Annotated in this window: 19 protein-coding genes and 1 pseudogene; 11 read left to right on the forward strand and 9 right to left on the reverse strand. The window is 64.3% G+C overall.

Translation table 11 applies throughout. The features are described 5' to 3' along the window. Positions 1-57 precede the first annotated feature (57 nt). Entirely contained in the window at positions 58-543 is a 486-nt protein-coding gene (locus LIN44_RS17950) for a helix-turn-helix transcriptional regulator (RefSeq protein WP_227315623.1), read from the forward strand. 42 nt (positions 544-585) lie between these two features. Here LIN44_RS17950 and LIN44_RS17955 read toward each other — a convergent pair whose 3' ends face one another. Then, positions 586-1,986 carry a 3-deoxy-D-arabino-heptulosonate 7-phosphate synthase gene (locus LIN44_RS17955; protein WP_227315624.1) on the reverse strand — a complete coding sequence of 467 codons (1,401 nt, stop codon included), beginning with the start codon at positions 1,984-1,986 and terminating at the stop codon, positions 586-588. Positions 1,987-2,617: 631 nt separating this feature from the next. Between LIN44_RS17955 and LIN44_RS17960 the strand changes: the two genes are divergently transcribed. The 4 genes and pseudogenes from LIN44_RS17960 (at position 2,618) to LIN44_RS17975 (ending at position 4,886) form a co-directional block, all read left to right on the forward strand. Next, positions 2,618-2,863, forward strand: a complete 246-nt coding sequence (locus tag LIN44_RS17960; protein WP_227315625.1) for an AbrB/MazE/SpoVT family DNA-binding domain-containing protein — start codon at positions 2,618-2,620, stop codon at positions 2,861-2,863. Then, positions 2,860-3,255 (forward strand): PIN domain-containing protein, encoded by a 396-nt coding sequence (locus LIN44_RS17965; protein WP_227315626.1) that lies wholly within the window; start codon positions 2,860-2,862, stop codon positions 3,253-3,255. Before LIN44_RS17960 ends, LIN44_RS17965 begins: the two co-directional genes overlap by 4 nt. A gap of 212 nt (positions 3,256-3,467) precedes the next feature. Then, positions 3,468-4,088: pseudogene (locus LIN44_RS17970) on the forward strand (ISNCY family transposase); the annotation flags it as partial. A gap of 351 nt (positions 4,089-4,439) precedes the next feature. Beyond that, complete coding sequence (locus LIN44_RS17975) at positions 4,440-4,886, forward strand: hypothetical protein (protein ID WP_227315627.1); 447 nt, start codon at positions 4,440-4,442, stop codon at positions 4,884-4,886. Here LIN44_RS17975 and LIN44_RS17980 read toward each other — a convergent pair. Beyond that, complete coding sequence (locus LIN44_RS17980) at positions 4,883-5,824, reverse strand: LysR family transcriptional regulator (RefSeq protein ID WP_227315628.1); 942 nt, start codon at positions 5,822-5,824, stop codon at positions 4,883-4,885. The genes LIN44_RS17975 and LIN44_RS17980 overlap by 4 nt on opposite strands. Before the next feature lie 114 nt (positions 5,825-5,938). Between LIN44_RS17980 and LIN44_RS17985 the strand changes: the two genes are divergently transcribed. The 3 genes from LIN44_RS17985 to LIN44_RS17995 all read left to right on the forward strand — a co-directional run bounded on the left by LIN44_RS17985 (position 5,939) and on the right by LIN44_RS17995 (position 8,798). After that, positions 5,939-6,970 (forward strand): hypothetical protein, encoded by a 1,032-nt coding sequence (locus LIN44_RS17985; protein WP_227315629.1) that lies wholly within the window; start codon positions 5,939-5,941, stop codon positions 6,968-6,970. Positions 6,971-6,982: 12 nt separating this feature from the next. Beyond that, the gene (locus tag LIN44_RS17990) at positions 6,983-7,534 is read left to right on the forward strand and encodes a TetR/AcrR family transcriptional regulator (RefSeq protein WP_227315630.1); all 552 of its coding nucleotides are present in this window, start codon (positions 6,983-6,985) and stop codon (positions 7,532-7,534) included. A gap of 337 nt (positions 7,535-7,871) precedes the next feature. Continuing rightward, entirely contained in the window at positions 7,872-8,798 is a 927-nt protein-coding gene (locus tag LIN44_RS17995; RefSeq protein WP_227315631.1) for a LysR substrate-binding domain-containing protein, read from the forward strand. Between the two features lie 42 nt (positions 8,799-8,840). Here LIN44_RS17995 and LIN44_RS18000 read toward each other — a convergent pair whose 3' ends face one another. From LIN44_RS18000 to LIN44_RS18015, 4 genes are all read right to left on the reverse strand, one after another. Continuing rightward, entirely contained in the window at positions 8,841-9,821 is a 981-nt protein-coding gene (locus LIN44_RS18000; RefSeq protein WP_227315632.1) for a tripartite tricarboxylate transporter substrate binding protein, read from the reverse strand. A 75-nt stretch (positions 9,822-9,896) separates the two neighbouring features. Then, positions 9,897-11,108: a tricarballylate utilization 4Fe-4S protein TcuB gene (gene tcuB / locus LIN44_RS18005; RefSeq protein WP_227315633.1), complete on the reverse strand. Its 1,212-nt coding sequence runs from the start codon at positions 11,106-11,108 to the stop codon at positions 9,897-9,899. After that, entirely contained in the window at positions 11,092-12,522 is a 1,431-nt protein-coding gene (gene tcuA / locus LIN44_RS18010) for an FAD-dependent tricarballylate dehydrogenase TcuA (protein ID WP_227315634.1), read from the reverse strand. Before tcuA ends, tcuB begins: the two co-directional genes overlap by 17 nt. A gap of 199 nt (positions 12,523-12,721) precedes the next feature. Then, entirely contained in the window at positions 12,722-13,414 is a 693-nt protein-coding gene (locus tag LIN44_RS18015) for an aspartate/glutamate racemase family protein (protein WP_227315635.1), read from the reverse strand. 287 nt (positions 13,415-13,701) lie between these two features. Between LIN44_RS18015 and LIN44_RS18020 the strand changes: the two genes are divergently transcribed. The 3 genes from LIN44_RS18020 to LIN44_RS18030 all read left to right on the forward strand — a co-directional run bounded on the left by LIN44_RS18020 (position 13,702) and on the right by LIN44_RS18030 (position 14,981). Continuing rightward, on the forward strand, positions 13,702-14,091 hold the full coding sequence (locus LIN44_RS18020) for a winged helix-turn-helix domain-containing protein (RefSeq protein WP_227315636.1): 390 nt from the start codon (positions 13,702-13,704) through the stop codon (positions 14,089-14,091). 111 nt (positions 14,092-14,202) lie between these two features. Further along, positions 14,203-14,619 carry a helix-turn-helix domain-containing protein gene (locus LIN44_RS18025; protein WP_227315637.1) on the forward strand — a complete coding sequence of 139 codons (417 nt, stop codon included), beginning with the start codon at positions 14,203-14,205 and terminating at the stop codon, positions 14,617-14,619. Between the two features lie 2 nt (positions 14,620-14,621). Next, on the forward strand, positions 14,622-14,981 hold the full coding sequence (locus LIN44_RS18030) for a hypothetical protein (RefSeq protein ID WP_227315638.1): 360 nt from the start codon (positions 14,622-14,624) through the stop codon (positions 14,979-14,981). 131 nt (positions 14,982-15,112) lie between these two features. Here LIN44_RS18030 and LIN44_RS18035 read toward each other — a convergent pair whose 3' ends face one another. From LIN44_RS18035 to LIN44_RS18045, 3 genes are all read right to left on the reverse strand, one after another. Beyond that, a complete protein-coding gene (locus LIN44_RS18035; protein WP_227315639.1) occupies positions 15,113-15,745 on the reverse strand; it encodes a hypothetical protein in 633 nt (210 codons plus the stop codon). A 220-nt stretch (positions 15,746-15,965) separates the two neighbouring features. Then, positions 15,966-16,427, reverse strand: a complete 462-nt coding sequence (locus LIN44_RS18040) for a RidA family protein (protein WP_227315640.1) — start codon at positions 16,425-16,427, stop codon at positions 15,966-15,968. A 44-nt stretch (positions 16,428-16,471) separates the two neighbouring features. Continuing rightward, a complete protein-coding gene (locus tag LIN44_RS18045) occupies positions 16,472-17,920 on the reverse strand; it encodes an aminotransferase class V-fold PLP-dependent enzyme (RefSeq protein ID WP_227315641.1) in 1,449 nt (482 codons plus the stop codon). Positions 17,921-18,144: the final 224 nt, after the last annotated feature.

An 18,144-nucleotide genomic window follows, 5' to 3' on the forward strand; every position in this document is an offset into this window, starting at 1 on the left:
AGCCGCTTGTCAGGGTTGGCCCGGGACCGAACGCCTATGCCCCCAAAGTTCTTGCTTATGCTTGCCGTCTTCCCGCTTTATCAGGCATGGGACCTGTACCAGCTTGTCAGCAGCGGGCCGTCGTTCCACTTCTATGCCGAAACCGCGGCGACGCTAGCGTTCCTGGTGATCCTCGGCATCGTGATCCGCGAACGCCGACGCGCCTTGCAGGCATTCGAAACGCTCAAGCATTCGGCTGATGCCGCAGTGCGCGCGGCGGCGGAACGCGACGCTGCCGCACAACGGTCCACGCGCGACTTCCTGCAATCGATGCAGGAGCAGTTCGAGCGCTGGGGCCTGACCCCGGCCGAAAGGGACGTCGCATTGCTACTGGTCAAGGGCCTGTCGCTGGAAGAAATCGCCGGCGTACGCGAGACCGGAGCGAAGACCGTGCGGCAGCACGCCGCCAACCTTTATGCCAAAGCCAAGGTCAACGGACGTCACCAGTTGGCGGCATTCTTCTTCGAAGACCTGCTGGCGCCGCGTTCTGGTGGCAGATCGTAGGTCGACCAGCGTGGCGCGCGTCTTGACGCGTCCATCCGCTGGCTACGCCGCGGCCAGCAAGTCGTCCGTGTGCACCATCAGTTCACGGACCTGCCGCAGCATCTCGTACTGGTTGAGCACGGCACGCCAGCCGGGCGCTTCCAGCAACGCAAGCCAGACCGGCTCGAGCGCGCCCGCGTCGGCAGGTGGTGTCGCCATCAGGGTGGCGGCGAAGTCCAGCGTCGGCGCAGCCGACAGCAACTGCATCCGGCTGGCGGCGCTGAGCAGGCGCGGCGCCGGCTCGGCAGGCGCGTCGCAGCAATAGAGCACCGTGCGGGACAGAGACGTGGATGCCGTGGGCAGGGCGCACAGCGCGGCGCCCCGCAGCGGCACCGTGCCTTCGCGCGTCGCAAACGGATAGACGGTATCCTCGTCCGCCTGCGCGAGCAGGCGCAAGCCGCGCAGCAGCCGCGGAAAGTCCGTGGCGGCGGCGTCGACGGAGGCCTTGACCTCGACCAGCAGGCACACGTCCCAGGCCGGAGTGCCGCCGACGGTTTCGCCCATTGCGGCAGATTGCCTGAGCAGCACCGCATCCCATTCGCTCTTGGCGTGTTGATGCGCCGCCGGGATCGCTGCCGGTACGTGCATCGACGTCACCACGCGGTAGGGTGCCGATGCGCCCTCCGCCGCGTTAAGCCGCTGCGCCAACGCCTGCAGCGCCCGCGCAGCCAGCGCCTCGGCGGCTTCGCCACGCTGCCGTGACGACAGTCCCTGCGCGACGGCGGAGGCGCTGCCCGAACGCGGACCGTACCGCTCCCACAGCGCCCGGTATGCCACCACGAGCGGGTCCGACGCCAGCGCATCCAGGCGCCCCAGACGTGCCAGCGCCGGGTGTTCCAGCAGCTGGGCCAGGCCGCGCGCTGCCGCTAGTTCGCCCGCCGATGCAGGCGTCTGCGACATCTCCAGCAGTTGCTGCGCGGCATCATGGAGTTCGTTCCAGGCGCCGGTGCCGGCGCATGCATGCAGCCGCGCCATCGCCTCGCGTTGCGGGCCGGGGCCGAAGCGTTGCTGCTTGCCGGGATGGGCAAGCGCATTGACGGCGGCGCGGATGAGTCGACGGTCCTGGTCCGCGCGCGCGGCCAGCGACGCATACTCGCGCACAGGCGCGGCCCGATGCCGCAGGACCATGGCCTGGAACACAGGATCCCCGCGATCCGCACGCATCGCTTCGCGCACCATGCGCGCGAGCGCGCCGGTGAAGCGGTCTTTCAACGCCGCATCCGGCTGTTCGCTCCGCGCCAGCGTAGCGCGGGCCTGTTCGATCACGAGCGCGAGCGTCGTCGCCGGACTGGCATCCAGGGCCGGCTCGCAGGCATGGTCGAGGTCCGGCAGGCGATAGCGGCGCGGAACGGCGCGCAGCGTCGCGTCGAGCAAGGGGTGTGGGGGCTGCGTGGGCTGGTCCATGTTGGGATGAATCAGAATCCAAGCACACACTCGACCCTAAGCCGCAGCCGCCTCGTCAGCATCGGGATGAAGGGAGGCAATCCAGAATTCCGGTGGCACCGGCAAATGATGATGACGACAGGCCGTGAGGACTACCGGCCAGCAGCCAGCTTGCATGGCAGAGAGGCTCGCCAGACCAGTGCCGGCGGCGAATGTCTTGCAGAGGTCGGCGGGCGTAGGGGGGTGAGGTCATCGATCAGCGTCTCGGAGGGCTCGGGCGTTGTTCAGTGCGCGATTTTCGCATGGCGCGGCGCAGGCGGTCGTCGCGCCGCATCCTCGGGCGCATTCGTCGCCGGCTTGCAGCCTCCTCAGCCGCGAGTGCGAGGACCTCGCTGCGCTGTTTGAAATTTCCGCGGCCGAACGGGCGGGGAGGGCAGGCAGCAGACTAGGCCATCGAGGCGCTATGCAAGCTGCCGCCGCTGGCACCGGTCAGGAGCGAATGGAGGCCATGGCGGATGTCGGGGACAGCCTCTGAAAACCGGTGCAAGTATGCCGCGTAGGCCACTTTTACTGACTAAATTCGAGAAGGGCTATCCCCTTGCACTTCCTTATTCCTTACCTTAAAGTAAGGATTTGGATATAAGGAGGGGCTATGGCTTCTGCAACCTTGACATCAAAAGGACAGGTGACGATTCCTGTGGATGTGCGGACCCATTTAGGCCTATCTACCGGGGACCGGATCGAGTTCGTGCTTAATGAACAAACGGGAGGCTATGAAGTGGTCCCTGCCACTCGCTCGGTAACCGCTCTCAAAGGCATTATCCGCAAGCCCGCTAAGCCGGTCTCGATTGACGACATGAATGCCGCTATAGCAGAACAGGGAGCCGCGGCCCGATGATCGGTCTCGACACAAATGTGCTGATCCGGTATTTCGCGCAGGATGATCCTGCACAGGCTAAGCGAGCTACAGAACTTATTGAGTCGCTGACCGCAGACTCGCCGGGTTATGTCACCCAAGTAGCGCTGGTCGAAGTCGTGTGGGTGCTAGCGCGGGCGTATGGTGCCGACCGCGATGAAATCACGCAGGTGGTCGAGACGCTGCTACGAACGAAGGAGCTGGTAGTCGAAGCGGCAGAGACAGTGTGGAAGGCGTTGCGCCTGTATGGCAGCTCGTCGGCGGATTTCGCCGACTGCCTCATCGAACGGATGTGTCACGATGCGCAGTGCGAGTACACGATGACGTTTGACACGAAAGCAGCCAAGGTCGCCGGAATGCGGCTCCTAAAGTAAGGAAAATGGAAATCGATGTCGAAGTGGACGGCCGTCGCTACGTGGCTCAAGTGCACGAAGTCGATGGCGTTATAAATTTGACATAACACTTATTATGCGCAACGTAGTTGTTAGCCGTTATTAGTAATGTCACCTTTGGGATCATTAGAGATGTCACCTAGGGCTGTCCCTCCGTAAGCTCCGAAGTTCGTCGGGCGCTACGGGAGGCAGCCATGCACGAACAGGGATTGGTGACCATGAGCATGCGCGAAGTTGACCGCATGAAGGTGATTCAGGCTGTCGCCGATGGGCACTTGGCGCGCTGGCACGCCGCCGAGCGTCTAGGCATCAGCGCCCGGCACGTTAGACGGCTTGTTTTGCGACTCTTGGAGGATGGGCCGAGCGGACTGGTTTCGCGCAAGCGCGGTCGTCCCAGCAACCGGCAATTGCCGCCAGGGCTGGAATCCCGCGTGCGCGGCCTGATCCGTGACAGCTATGCCGACTTCGGCCCGACCCTGGCTACCGAGAAGCTGCGCGAGCGCCATGGCATCGAGATTTCACCGGCGTGCGTACGCCGGATCATGATCGACGCCGGTTTCTGGGTCCCGAGGAAGCTGCGCCCACCCAAGGTGCACCAGCCGCGCAACCGCCGCGCCTGCCTGGGCGAGCTGGTGCAGATCGATGGCAGCGACCACGCCTGGTTCGAGGACCGGGCGCCGGCGTGCACGCTGCTGGTCTATGTCGATGACGCGACCGGGCGGCTGATGCAGCTGCTGTTCGCGCCAACGGAATCGACCCTAGCGTATTTCACCGCCACGTGCGCCTATGTCGAGCGCCATGGCAAGCCGATGGCGTGAAGGGGCGACCTTTCAAAACCGCCTGGACATGATTTGTTAGACCCAAATAGTAATGTCGCATTTGAGCCAAATAGAATTGTCGTACCCCCTTGCCCAGGCTGGCATGCTGGCGGCAGTCGCTGGCGCATTAGTTATAGCGCCGTGTAGCTACCTCGGCCGAAGCATGGCTGTGCTTGTTCCAAGGCTCTGACTCTACGTCTCCGTTTGGCCGCGTGAGTTGCAGGTTCAGTGCGCCGTCGTCGATGGTTTGGTCATCTGGTGCAGGCGGTGGAATGCGAGTAGTCAGGTAAAAGCTCAGCGCAGTACCATGTTCGCAACCATTTAGCCCTGCTGATGAAAGGACCCCACATGGATTACACAGCCTTAGTGCGGATACATGCATCGCTTCTGTTCGCCTCGCTTGCCGCCCTGCTTGCCGCCGAAGTCTTGATCGCAGGCGTGCGCACGGACCGCAGTGCCCTGGCCAGGGTAGTCCTGGTCGCGAATCGGACCAGCCACATGCTTGCCGGCGTCGGCTTGTTTGCCGGCTTGGCATTGGTCATTACCGGGCCATGGCCGCTGCTAACCCCTTGGCTGCTATTGTCGCTCGCCCTCATCGGGTTGTGGGCCATGGTGGCGCGTACCTGGGTCAGGCCTTGGATGCTGGCGCTTGAGGGCGCCATAGGGGCTGGCGAGGGAGTGGCCGCGCTATCGCGCGACAAGCGCGCACTTCTGGGGCGCGTCGCCTTCCTTGCCCTGTATGTCTCAATCATGGCGGTCATGTTCAAGAAGCCATATATTCCGTCACCGTTCTAAGGCAGGGCGCGAAACTGGGCTAGCTCCTCGCGGTCCATGCAGGTATCTGCGTCGCTTACCTTGGCGCGCAAGAAATCCAGGAAAGTCCTCACTCGCACGGGCAGTTGCCGACGGCTTGCGTAGCATGCGTGGTGTCCCCGGTGCGATGCAAGATAGTCGGTAAGCACGGGTCGCAAGCGGCCGGCCCGGATGTGTTCCTTCAGCTGGTAGGCCCCTACCTGCACCAGGCCTTGCCCTGCGATGGCCAGTTCAATTGCGGATGCCACGTCGTTCACGGTGACGCGGCTCTCGATCGGGCGAATGAGCATCTCGCCCGCTTTCTCGAATTCCCAGCCGAATAGGCGACCCGTGGTGGTGGATCGAAATCCGATGCAATCATGTCCGGCAAGATCGTCCGGCGAGGTCGGCACGCCACGGCGCGCGAAATAGGCTGGAGATCCGCACACCAGGATCTGCATGTTCGCCAGCTTCCTGGAGATGATGTCCTGATCGCCCAACGCGCCGTTACGGATGGCGATATCGATCTGTTCGGAGACCAGGTCCGCATGCCTGTCTTCCAGGATCAGGTCGATCTTGATGTCGGGATAGGCATGGAGGAAGTCTGAAATCACGGGAAGTATGACATGCCGTCCGAATCCGACTGTGGCGCTCACTTTGACCGTTCCGTAAGGCCCAGTGCGGTACTTGTCCAGTTCGTCAGCCGCCGCATTGATCCCTTCCATCAGCGGGCGGATCTTGTCCAGATACACCTTGCCTTCATCGGTCAGACTGACACTGCGGGTGTCACGATGAAACAGGCGTACGTCGAGCGAGGTCTCGAGCCTTTGTATGCTCTTGCTGACAGCTGCCCGTGACAAGCCGAGTTCGCGCGCCGCCGTGGCGAAATTCAACACAGTTGCGACCTTGACGAAGGCCACGATGGCAGAAAGATTATTCATCAAACTCGTCCTCGAAACCGTCAACTTCCTGTCACCGCGGCGTTTCCCTTCCGCCAGCTGTTCAAGAAATTTGAGCTGCGCAATTATGCCTACGTTTTCTACAGGAGGCTTGTCGTGGCTTTATTGTTCAAATCCGCCTTCGCACATGCGGCGCAAAATGTCGCGGTACGCGCCATGTTGCTCCCGCTTGGTGCCATGCTGATCTATCCGTCCCTTCTTAGCGCGGCGCATGCGGCGTTCGTCGGCGGCGATCTGGCGATCGGCAGCGCCTGGCTGCTGCTTGCATTCCTTGCGCCGCTGTCCGGCTTGGGAGTCGCGTACTTTCTCCGGCAGTCGGACGAAGGGAGCAACGAAGGCCTTGCCCGGATCGCGAGCTGGGCGGTGGTCGTCCCTCCTGCCTATACCTTGGTGGGCGTAGTGCTCTACCTTGCGAAGATCACGATATCCGACCAGGTCGTCTGGCTGGGTCTGTGCGCAGCCGCGACCTGCCTCGCTGTTCTGCTGGCCTACGTCAGACGCGATGACCGGGCAGGAATGACGGCGCCCAAGCGGCACATGCGGCTGCGCACAGCACACGGCATCGTCGCGCTCGCGCTTCTCTGCCTGTTCCTTGGCCCCCATCTCTTCAACCATTCCCTGGGCATCCTGGGCGCCGGGCTGCACAGGGAAGTGATGCTTGTACTTCGTTCAGCGTATCGCCACGACCTGGTGGAGCCGGTTATCGTCGCCGGCTTTCTGTTCCAAGTGCTGAGTGGCCTCGTGCTGCTGCGCACTGCCGGGCGCCCAGGGCGCGGGCTGCTCGATTCCCTGCAACGCGCATCAGGCCTCTACTTGACGGTGTACATCCTGACCCATATGAATTCGGTGTTCACCCTGGCCCGCCATTTCGGCATCGAGACAGATTATGCCTGGGCTACCTCGGTCCCCAGGGGATTGCTGATGGATAGCTGGGACATTCGCCTGGTGCCGCACTATAGTCTTGCGGTGCTGGCCCTCTTGGTCCATCTGGCCTGCGGGCTGCGCATTGTATTGCGCGCCCACGGCATGGCGGAGGCAAGGCTTGCACGGATCACCTGGGGCCTGATCGCTGGTGCTATAACAGTCGCCACCTTGATCAGTGCAGGCATGCTCGGGCTGCGGATCTAGCGCAGTGCCGGTATGCGGTCGACCCGTACTACACCTGTCGCGACCAGGCCCAGAAAATTCGCCTCGCAGGCGCGGGCGCGCGCGACGGTCGACGCCTTGATAGAAGCGACCTCGCGCATTTTGGCCAGTGACGGCCAGGCCAGGGCGAGCACGAATCATATTGCCGACGCGGCCGGCGTGAGCATAGGCTCGCTCTACCAATATTATCCGTGTAAGGAGGCCTTGTTCGCGGCGGTGATTGATCGTCATTATCGCAACCTCGTGCTGCGGTTCCGGGTGGCGCTGGCCGACCTCGCTGTTGCAGCAGGAGTTCAGTCGCTGTCAAGACTCGTGGAAGTCGCCAGTGAAGCGCAGCGTGCACACCCCGCGCAGCATCGTCTCCCACCGGGCAATGACGATGCCATGACGGCGTGCTGGTGCGAGATTCATGCGCTATTGCGGGGCTTCCTGGGGGAGATGACGATGACCGGCGTCGTGGACGATACCGTTCGGCATGTGCTGGAATCTCTGCTGCGGGAGATAGAAATGAAAATAGAGGGTCGAAAGCTCGCTGCATCGCGATGAACGTTGCGATCGCGGTAGAGGATTCGAGCCTCCGGCCCTACGATGAAGATAGTAATAGGCCGGGGGCGGCTGTGAGTAATTACACAGCCGGCCGGCGCTACCCCTGCACCGACCCCGCCCGCAAGTCCGTCATGATTTGCTCCGCAAGGAAGCAGTCAAAGGCCCGCCCGGGCGGGTACCCTGCTTCAAAACCCGCCCGGACAGTTCTGTGCCCTGCTCCCATGCGCGCCCCTATCCTGCCAGGTGCTACCATTCGGCGGCATGCCGCACGCAACGACGTGCCAGCCAATGCTCCGTCGCCGCGGCGCTCGCATAGTGCGATGCCACCGAATACTCCATGGAACTGCGTCAACTCCGCTATTTCGCCAAGGTCTGCGAACTAGGCAGCTTCGGCAAGGCAGCGCTCGAACTGGAGCTCGCCACCTCCGCGCTCAGCCAGCAGATCAGCCGGCTCGAGCGCGAATTGTCCACGCGCCTGCTGCAGCGCCAATCCACGGGCGTGGTGCCGACCGATGCCGGACTGGCCTTCCTGCGGCAGGCCCAGCTGACGCTGCGCCACGCCGACGATGCGGTACGGGCCGCGCAGCAGGCGCGGCTGTCCGGCCATGTCAGCATCGGGCTGGCTTCGACCACCGCCGCGGTGCTGGGCGTGCCGCTGCTGCGTGCCATGGCGGCGCGCTATCCCGACGTGCGGGTCCACGTGGTCGAGGCGCTGTCCGGGCATCTGAGCGAGATGCTCAATGCGCGGCGGCTGGACCTGGCCATCGTATTCCGCACCGAGACCGCGCGCCGCTGGAGCGTGACGCCGCTGCTCGACGAGAAGCTTTATGTGCTTGGGGCTCCGGGCTTGCCAGGCCTGCCGAAGGGCCAGCGCGCCCGGCTCGCGCAGTTGGGGGAACTGCCGCTGATCTTGCCGAGCGCGAGCCACGGCTTGCGCGCCCTGCTCGATGCGGCCTTTGCGCGGGTGCGCGTGACGCCGAACGTGGTGGCGGAGATCGACGGCCTGTCGCTGCTGATGGATGCGGTGCGCGCGGGCTTTGGCGCCACCATCCAGCCGGGCGCGGCGCTCGCGCGCCTCAATGATCCGACGCTGATCCGCGCGCCGGTGGCCGACGCCCAGGTCGGGCGGCACAACCTGCTGGCCAGCCTTTCCGATGATGAGCTGTCGCCGGCGGCACTGGCGGCGCGGGTCGTGCTGGCCGATACCGCGCGCAGCCTGGTGCGCGACGGCGCTTGGTTCGGCGCGACGCTGCACAAGGATTGAGGCCGGCACGGCGGCGCTGCCGTCCCGACCCGATTGCCGGCCTCAATCGACCGTGATCTTCCGCTCCCTGACGATCGCGCCCCACTTTGCGCTTTCTTTCTTCATGAAGGCGAGCAGTTCCGGCCGCGTGGTCGGCTGCGGGGTCAGGCCATGCTTATTCAGGGCATCCTTCACGCCGGCGTCGTTCAGCACCTTGACGATCTCCTGGTTCCAGCGATCGAGGACCGGAACCGGCGTCTTGCCCGGAGCCACGAAGGCATACCAGTTCAGCGCCTCGAAGCCGGGGTAGCCGGATTCCGCCACGGTGGGCACATTGGGCAGGTACGCCGGCCGCACCGGCCCGGTGGTGGCGAGCGGCAAGAGCTTGCCGGCCTCGACCTGCGGCATCGCGGTCGGCGGTGCGGAAAAATATGAGGTCACGCGCTGGCCAAGCAAATCCTGCAGTGCCGGTGCCCCGCCCTTGTAGGGGATATGAACCATCTCGATGCCGGCGCGCTGGTTGAACAGTTCGCCGGCAAGATGCGAGGCGGAGCCGGCGCCGGTGGACGCGTAGTCCACAGTCCCTGGCTTCTTCTTCGCCAGCGCGACCAGCTCGGCCAGGTTGTTCACGCCGGCGCCCTTGTGCACCACCAGCATATTGGGAAAGTTCACGCCGCCCGAGACCGGAGCCAGGTCCTTGAACGGATCGTAGGGCAGCTTCATCAGGTGTGGCGCAATGGTCAGCGGCCCGATCGAGCCGAACAGCAGCATGCTGCCGTCCGCCGGACCGCGCGCCACCAGCTGGTGGGCGATATTGCCGCCGGCACCACCACGGTTGTCGACCACAACCGGCTGGCCGAGGTTGTCCGCAAGTTTTTTGGCAATCAGCCGCGCGGCCGCATCGGCTGCACCGCCGGCGGCAAAGCCCACCACCAGCGTGACCGGCTTGCCGCCGGCGATGGGTTGCGCCTGCGCAGAACCCGATGAGAAGGAAAAGCAGAGCGCGGTCAGCAAGGTGGCGCGCAGGATCAGTCGACGGTCCATGGAATCGGTCTCCGTATTGTCGTTCTGGAAAGAGTTGTTGGCGAAAGGCCCAGGGGGTGGCCGGGCGTCGGCTGGTCAGTCCGACCCGAGCCCGACCGGGTTCGGCCGGCGCTTTTCCACTGCATGGCGCAGCAGCGCGGCACTGCGGAACACACCGTGGGCAAACTTGCCGTAGGGCATGGTGGTGAACAGCGCCATCACCGCACCCAGGTGCAGGCATAAGAGGATCGCCATTGCCGGCGAGCCGCGGCCCATCCACAGCGCCAGGCCGCTGGTAGCAGTCAGGAACAGCAAGGCGATGAAGCCCAGGTCCATCGGCCGCTGGCCGTGAGCGAGATGCAGGCGGTGGCGTTGCAGGTTGAGCCAGCCGAGCCCCGCCGTGCCGATCGCGAGACTGACGCCGCCGAGGGCGCCGAGCACCTTGGGCAAGCTCGGCAGTTCGTATGGCGCGTGCCAGCCGAAGGCATAGTGATAGATCGTCGCCACGGCGGTGGCGGCAAAGCACAGCGCGAAGCCATAGAATGTCAGATGATGGAAACGCCGGCGCGACAGCGTGAAGGCGTCGTCGGCATTGTTGCAGCCGGCACCGTGGCCGCCGTCGAGGTATTTCAGCCGCAGCACGGCGGCCCCCGCCTCGGCCGCCGCTGGCGCGCTCACAGGCGCGCCGCTCGTCGCCGGGGTGACTTCGCGCCAGAACCTGCGCACGCCCATCGCCAGCGCAAGCACGACGAAGCCGAACACCGGTGCAAACATCGACACCACCAGGTTGTGCGGGAACAGCGCGTAGAAATTGCCGCGGACAGGACCGCCCCACAACGTACCGTTGAGCGCCACGGCCAGCAGCAGGAACAGGGTCAGCGCCAGCGCCAGGGCCAGCGAAACGGTCAGGCCATTGCGCCGGTACAGCTTTCCCAGCACTGGCGGCCAGGCATAGTCCTGGTAGGTCTGGCCACGGACTTCCGCCATCGCCACCGGGATGTTGACGCCGAACTCATGCGGCGGCGCGTACTGGCAGGCATGCAGGCAGGCGCCGCAGTTGTGGCACAGGTTGGCCATATAGTGCACGTCGGCGCGGCCGAACTCGAGCCGCCGCGTCATCGCGGGGAACACCGCGCAGAAGCCTTCGCAATAGCGGCAGGCATTGCAGATCTGCAGGATGCGCGCGACTTCGCCTTCGGCAGCCGTCAGCGGCAAGACGGGGTGGATCGGAATCACGCGCCGGTCAGTGCCGCCCAGGCCTTGGGCGTTGGCACTAGCCTGGTCTACCAGTTCAGCCAGCGATGGCATTGGACTGCTCCATTTCGAAATCGGGATGTCGGAAGCCGCACGCGCGCGCGGCGCCCACGCCGGCGATGCGGCCAAAGGCCGTGCCGATCGCCATGCCGACGCCGGCGGTATAGCCCTTGCCCAGCACGTTGCCGGCCATCATCTCGCCGGCGACGAACAGGTTCGGGCTGGGCCTGCCATGGAAGTGGACCTGAGCGTTCTCGTTGACCTTGAGGCCCAGGTAGGTGAAGGTCACGCCGGGACGCAGCGCGTAGCCGACATAGGGCGGCGTGTCGAGCGGCCGCGCCCAGTGCGTCTTGGCCGGGGCGATGCCGCCGGTGGCGCAGTCGTCCAGCACCGTGTGGTCGAAGGTACCGGGCCGGCAGGCGGCGTTGAAGGCTTCGACGGTCCGCACGAAGCTGGCTTCCGGCACACCGAGCTTGCGCGCCAGTTCGCCGAGCGTATTGGCGCTGGTGCCCGGGAACACCGGCGGCATGAAGCGGCCGATGGCCTTCTGGTCGATGATCGAGTAGCCGATCTGGCCTGGCTGTTGCGCGACCAGCCTTCCCCAGATGGCGTAGCGCTTGGGCCAGAAGTCCTCGCCCTCGTCGTAGAAGCGCTCGCCGTCGCGATTGACGACCACGCCGAGCGAAACACAGTCGATGCGCGTGCAGATGCCCCCGTCATAAAGCGGCGCGCGTGCGTCGATCGCCACCATATGCGCCTGGGTCGGATCGCCGATCGCATCGGCGCCTGCGTCGATCATATGGCGCAGCAGCACGCCTTGGTTGAAGCGCGTGCCCCGGATCAGGAAGTTGTCCGACGGCCATTCGCCGCGTTCGTTCTGGCCCCAGGCTTCGCGCAGCCAGTCACGGTTCGACTCGAACCCGCCGGCGGCCAGCACGCAGGATCTGGCCTCGATGCGTTCGCCGGCGGCGGTCACGGCCGCGACGAAACGATCGCCGTCGCGCTCGATGGCAACCACCTGGGTGTCGTAGCGGATCCCGACACCGAGGGCCTCGGCGCTGCGGAAATAGGCGTTGACGAGCGCCTTGCCGCCGCCCATGAAAAAGGCATTGGTGCGCGCCACATGCAGCGCGCCCGACAGCGGCGGCTGGAAATGCACGCCGTGCCGGCGCATCCAGCCGCGGCAGCGCGACGACGCGCGGATCGTCATGCGCGCCAGCCGTTCGTTGGTGATGCCACCCGTCACCTTCAGCAGGTCCTGCCAGTACTCCTCTTCCGGGTAGGCGTCGACCAGCACATCCTGCGGGGCCTCGTGCATGCAGCGCAAATTGCGGGTGTGCTGCGAATTGCCCCCGCGCCATTCGCGCGGCGAGCCCTCCAGCAGCAGCACCGAGGCACCCGCCTCGCGCGCCATCAAGGCGGCGCACAGCGCGGCATTGCCGCCGCCGATCACCAGCACATCTTTCATGGGGAATCTCCTTGTGGGCTCGACTGTATGCAAGGCCCGATGGAGACGAAAGGTGACGGCGATTAAGACGTGTTAAGTTATTGTGAAGGGTCCGCGCGGCATCAGCACGATGGAAGCTGCCAACGCCTTCATGCCCGAATTCATCGCAGGCCGATTCAGTACGACAAGATGCCCCGTTGGAAGACGGAGATCGGTTCGCTCAACCGAGCGCCAGCGTCACCCCGGCCTGCGCATGGAGCGCCGTGGTATCGAACACGGGTAGCGCTACATCCCCCTGCCCGATCAGCAGCGTGATTTCCGTGCAGCCAAGGATCACGCCTTCGGCGCCTTGCGCCGCGAGCCCGGCAATGATGCGCTGGTAGTCGGCGCGGGCCGCGTCGCGCACGATGCCGTGGCAGAGTTCTTCGTAGATGATGGCGTGAACCCGTTCGCGCCCGGCCAGGTCCGGCACGACGACGTCGATGCCGTGCATGTCGCGCATCCGCCCGCGGTAGAAGTCCTCCTCCATGGTGAAGCGGGTGCCGAGCAAGCCTACGCGCCCGATGCCGGCCTGTTGCAACGCGTGCGCGGTCGGGTCGACGATATGGAGAAAGGGAACCGTAAGCACCGCTTCGATCGCCGGCGCGACCCGGTGCATGGTGTTGGTACAGAGCAGCACAAAATCGGCGCCGCCGGCCTGGACCTGCCGTGCGGCTTGCTGCATCAGCCGCCCAAGCTCGTCCCATTGCCCGGCGTGCTGCAAGGACTTGATCTCTTCGAAGCAGACGGTGGCCATCAGGCTGCGGGCGTTGTTGTGGCCACCCAGCCGTGCTTTCATTTCCTGGTTGATCAGTCGGTAGTATTCGGCCGAGGATTCCCAGCTCATGCCGCCGATCAGGCCAATGGTCTTCATGTTCCGATTCTCCTTGCGCAACAGGCCTTGTCGTCTTGAAAAAGACTAGCAGCGTACGGCGGTGCCAGACATGGACAGTTTCGCTGAATTCGTCCTGGCCAGGGCTGGCTCGAAGCGCGATATGGCGAGACGGGAACAGCGCTGCCACCTTCGGCATTCGTGAAATCCGCCAGGGCGTGGCTGCGCGTTCACGCAGCCCGCTAGCGTCCCCACCATGGCGCCGCCAACGACGGCTGACAGTGGCTGCGGCGTATTGTTGTGTGGGCGCTTGGGTGATAATCGCTTTCATGAAACCGACACTCACCACCTCGTCGCGGGATGACAAGACCCGTTTCCGCGTCGAAATCAAGCACGCCGTAGCGATCGGACCGGGCAAGGCCGATGTCCTGGAGGGCATCGCAGAAACGGGGTCGATCGCCGAGACCGGGCGACGCTTGGGCATGAGTTACCAAAAAATCTGGTCGCTCGTGGCGGACATGAATGCCGATTTCGTGGAACCACTGGTAACGAAGCAACGCGGTGGGGCGTCTGGCGGGGGCGCAAAGCTAACGCCAACGGGCGAGCATGTCCTCAAGATCTACAGAGAAATCGAGAACGATGCACAACGGGCGATTGCCAAGCGGCTGCCGGAGTTGGTCAGCTTGATTCGGCCGGACGCGGGTCGCGAGCCTCGGTGATTGCCGACTCGTTCATAGGCCAGCATTTGCCCGTATTGCACCCTGGCGTGGCGCATGACCCGCTCGGAGCATTGTTGACTACGCGTTCAAAAACCTGCACACTCGGTGTTATTGAACAATCGTTCCATAACTGGTGAATGGTGTCGCGTGGCTAGGCCGAGGAGCTTCGACGAAGACGATGTCATTGCCCGCGCGGCGGAGGTGTTCGGTCGTATCGGCTACAACGCCTGCTCGGTCGATGACCTGGTGGAGGCAACGGCGTTGCATCGAGGCAGTCTGTACAAGGCATTCGGTTCCAAGCGCGGTCTGTTCGAAAAGGTGCTGGACCGAGTCCTTGTGGGCGAATGGTACCGGGATGCGGCCGTGCTCGACCTCCTCATCACCGCCTTGCGCGAACTCGCGCCCACAGATCTGCCGATCGCTGCCCGTTGCCGCGACGCCTTGCAGGCCTATGGAGAAGACGCTGCCGAACTGCTCGGCGCGCGTCTGCTCGATCACCTGCCTACTCACGCCCCCAACAAGGAGTAGCGATGCCTCGACTCGAATTAACTGACCGCGAACTCGTTGTCCACCTGACACCGTGGGAGTCGATCTGGTCGCTGCGCCGCAGCTTTCGCGTGCCGCTTGCGCAGGTTCGCGGCGCTACCGAAGACAATGGCTTCGATGGCAGAGCGCTAGGTCTGCGCCTCCCAGGCACCTATTTCCCGGGCCTGATCGCCGCAGGCACCTTTATCAAAGGCGGCGACAAGCAGTTCGTCTACACCTCGCGCAAGCTGCAAACCATCGTGATCGAGCTCGCTCGAAATGACTGGGCCCGCCTGGTGATCGGAGTGCCCGACGCGCGCGCCGGGGCAGCGCGAATCAACGCCGCCGTCGCTAGCCGCCACTAGCTCCAGAACGGAGCTATCACCAGTTCGGCATTCAAGCGTCGGCAGCGCCCTTGCCGGATGTCTGCCTTGGGTCGTTCTGCGACTGTCGCGGACCGAAGACGCCGGCGTCCAGGAATCGCCACGAGTGCGCCCTACTCTTTCACGCTCACGATGGACGTGCCCATCCAGCTTTTTCTCAGGTAGAGGATGGCCGGCTTGCCATTATCCCCATAACTCCCGTGGCCAACCGTTCCATCCCAGCCGACAGAAAAAACTTCGTCCTTCATCGGCCCCGTCAGGACCTTGTATTGAACGTAGGTCCTGGCAGGCGTCCGATGCGCAGACGGCTGAATGATGGTGGTCCAACGCTGCGCATCCACTGCCAATGGCGTGCCGTACGCGGCGTTGTAGAGATTCATGACGGTTGCTCCCTCGAATGCCACCAGGACCACGGCACAGGGAAACAGGAAGTACAAGAGGCCGCTGCCAAGCTCGCTGATCTGTGTGCCGATGGGGCGGATCATCGCGGCCAAAAGCATCTGAGCCGCGACGAAGATGAACAGCCCGGCAAAAACCAGCGGAAATCGCAGCAACCACCAGCGCAGGCTCTGGTTTGCACCCAACGGATACGGGTCGACTTCGCCCAGGGCGATCACCATGATGGTCGCGATGCCAACGATCATCCCGATCGCTATGCCGGCCGTGAAGGCGGCGCTCCGGCCTGGCTTGTCCGAAGCCGATGCCGATGCCGCAGCGCGGTCTGGTGTTTCGATACCCGGCTGCATCCTTACTCCAATCTGAAGGTCTCCTGGCGCCATCGCCATTCGTGCGGGCGCATCCACGCCTGCTGGTGTTCTCGCAAGGCAATGGATGCGGCTTGCGACATTGTAAAGGTGAAGCACATCCTGGATCCGCGCGCGCCCTTCCCATCGCGATGCAATCCCAATGCCAACAGCGGGGGACGGCCGAAACCGTACCCCGCTGCCCTCTTCCCCCAAGAAAACCTCAGGGCTTGACCGCGATCGCCCCGATCTCCACGGCAACGTCGCGCGGCAGGCGCGCGACCTGCACCGTTGCCCGCGCCGGCGTGACGCCGGTGAAGTAGGTCCCGTAGACCTCGTTCATCTTGGCGAAGTCGTTCAGGTCCTTCATGTAGACGGTGGTGGATACGACGTCGGCCATGGTCATGCCGTCGGCCGCCAGCACGGCCTTGAGGTTGTCGAGCACCAGCCGGGTCTGGGCTTCGATCGGCGCATCCTTGAGCAACTCGCCGGTCTTCGGATGGATGGGTATCTGGCCGGCGAGGTACAGCACGTTGCCGGCGCGGACCGCCTGGGAGTATGGGCCGATGGCCTTGGGGGCGTCGGCCGAAGCGACGGCGCGCAGCGTGCCACCGTGCTGGGCGCAGGCCGAGAGCGATGCCACGCCGCACAGCGCCGCGGCAATCAGAGCGATAGAGCGTTTCATGGGCTTGACTCTTGTCGTGTTGAAACGGGGCCGCTTAGCCCTTGTCAGGCCATGGCGCCGGACAGGGTCCACATCGAATCCACCAGCCGGTCGATGTCGTTCGCGTCGTGCCACAGGTGCGTGGAAATGCGGATGCCATAGTGCTGGGCCGGCGCGCCGATGACCTCGAAGTTCACCGAGCGGATCACGAAGCCCGGCGCGAAGTCGCTCAGCATGCGGTTGACGAACAAGGTGGCCTTCTGCTGGTTCATGACATCGTCGCGATTGCGGAACGGATTGAAGCAGGTCAGCGCGGACAGCAGCTTCGGATCGTCCTTGGGCGAGTACAGCGCCTCGACGCCCCAGCGCTCGACGATCTTCTCCTTCAGGTAGGACGACAGCGTCAGGTCGTAGGTCTCGATCTTCTTTCTGCCGATGGTGTCCCACATCTCGCAGGCGCGCGCCAGTGCGCGGAACATCGGCACGTGCAGGCTGCCGCAGGAGGTCACGGTGGCGGCGATGTCATAGGCGCCGCGCGCCTGCCTGACGTAAGAGCTGGTATGGATCGGATACCACTCCGGTAGCGGCAGTGGATTGGACGGGCGCATCTTGTTGCGGATCACCAGGATGCCGGTGGAACCGGGGCCGCACTGCCACTTGTGGCCGGCGCCGGACATGAAGTCCATGCCCAGCGCGCCGTAGTCGTACGCCATCATGCCCGGCAGATGGGCACCGTCGACGATGCTGATCAGGCTGTGGGTCTTCACCACTTGCATCAGGTCGGCGATCGGCAGCATGGTGCCGGTCTTGTACGTGGGCGACGACCACATCATCGCGCGTACCCGCTTGCCCTGCCCCTTCAGCGCGCGGATGCGCTCGTCGAACAGCTGGACATAGGTGCTGGCGGTCTGGTTGTTGCCGACCGGCAGCGCAATGGTCGAGACCTCGATGCCGTAGCGGTCCACCGCGATGTTGAGCGGGGTCAGGCCGCCGCCGTGTTCGTGGTTGGTGGTGACCACCACATCGCCCGGCTCCCACTTGATGCCGAGGATCGCATGGCACATGCCCGACGAGGTATTGCCGGAGAACGCGACCTCGTCGCCATCGACGCCGAAGCCCTTGGCCACGGCGGCGCGCAGGTCGGCCAGGTTGCCGTAGCCGCTGGAGGAATCCGCGGCCTTGGCCAGGTTTTCCTGGCTGAAGACATCGAGCACCACCTTGGGCATCGAGCCGCCGGTGCCGATGTTCATGTAGACCTTCTCGGGCTTGAGCACGAACATGCCCTGCACCTCGTTCCAGAAGGCTTCGTCCTGCGCCAGTTGCGAACGCAGGTCAGACGATGCCGCCGAGGCGTCGTCCGAGCAGGCGCTGATCAGCGGCGCCAGCGCCAGCGAGCCGGCACCGTAGGCCAGCATGCGCAGGAATTCGCGCCGCTTGGGTGTCCACGTCGCCAGCTCTTCCGGATGCGGTGGCGTTGTGACAGCCGCTCTCTGCTTTTGCTTCAGCTCGTCCATGGTGCTCTCCCGTTGTGTCCCACGTTCGGCGCAGCGGTGCGTTTGCGTGCTTGCATGCCTGGCGCCTGTTCTGGAAAAAAGTCTACGCAAACAACGGCGGCGACAGCAGCACGACTTTCCCCTACGCAGTAATACAGAGAGCGCGTTCTGCGCGCCAACGATGGTGCGCGCCATCGCCCTGCCGCGGTGCAACCGCACCAGGCAGGGACACATCGCACAGGTAA

This window comes from Cupriavidus sp. MP-37 (genome assembly GCF_020618415.1).
In the GTDB taxonomy this organism is placed as follows: domain Bacteria; phylum Pseudomonadota; class Gammaproteobacteria; order Burkholderiales; family Burkholderiaceae; genus Cupriavidus.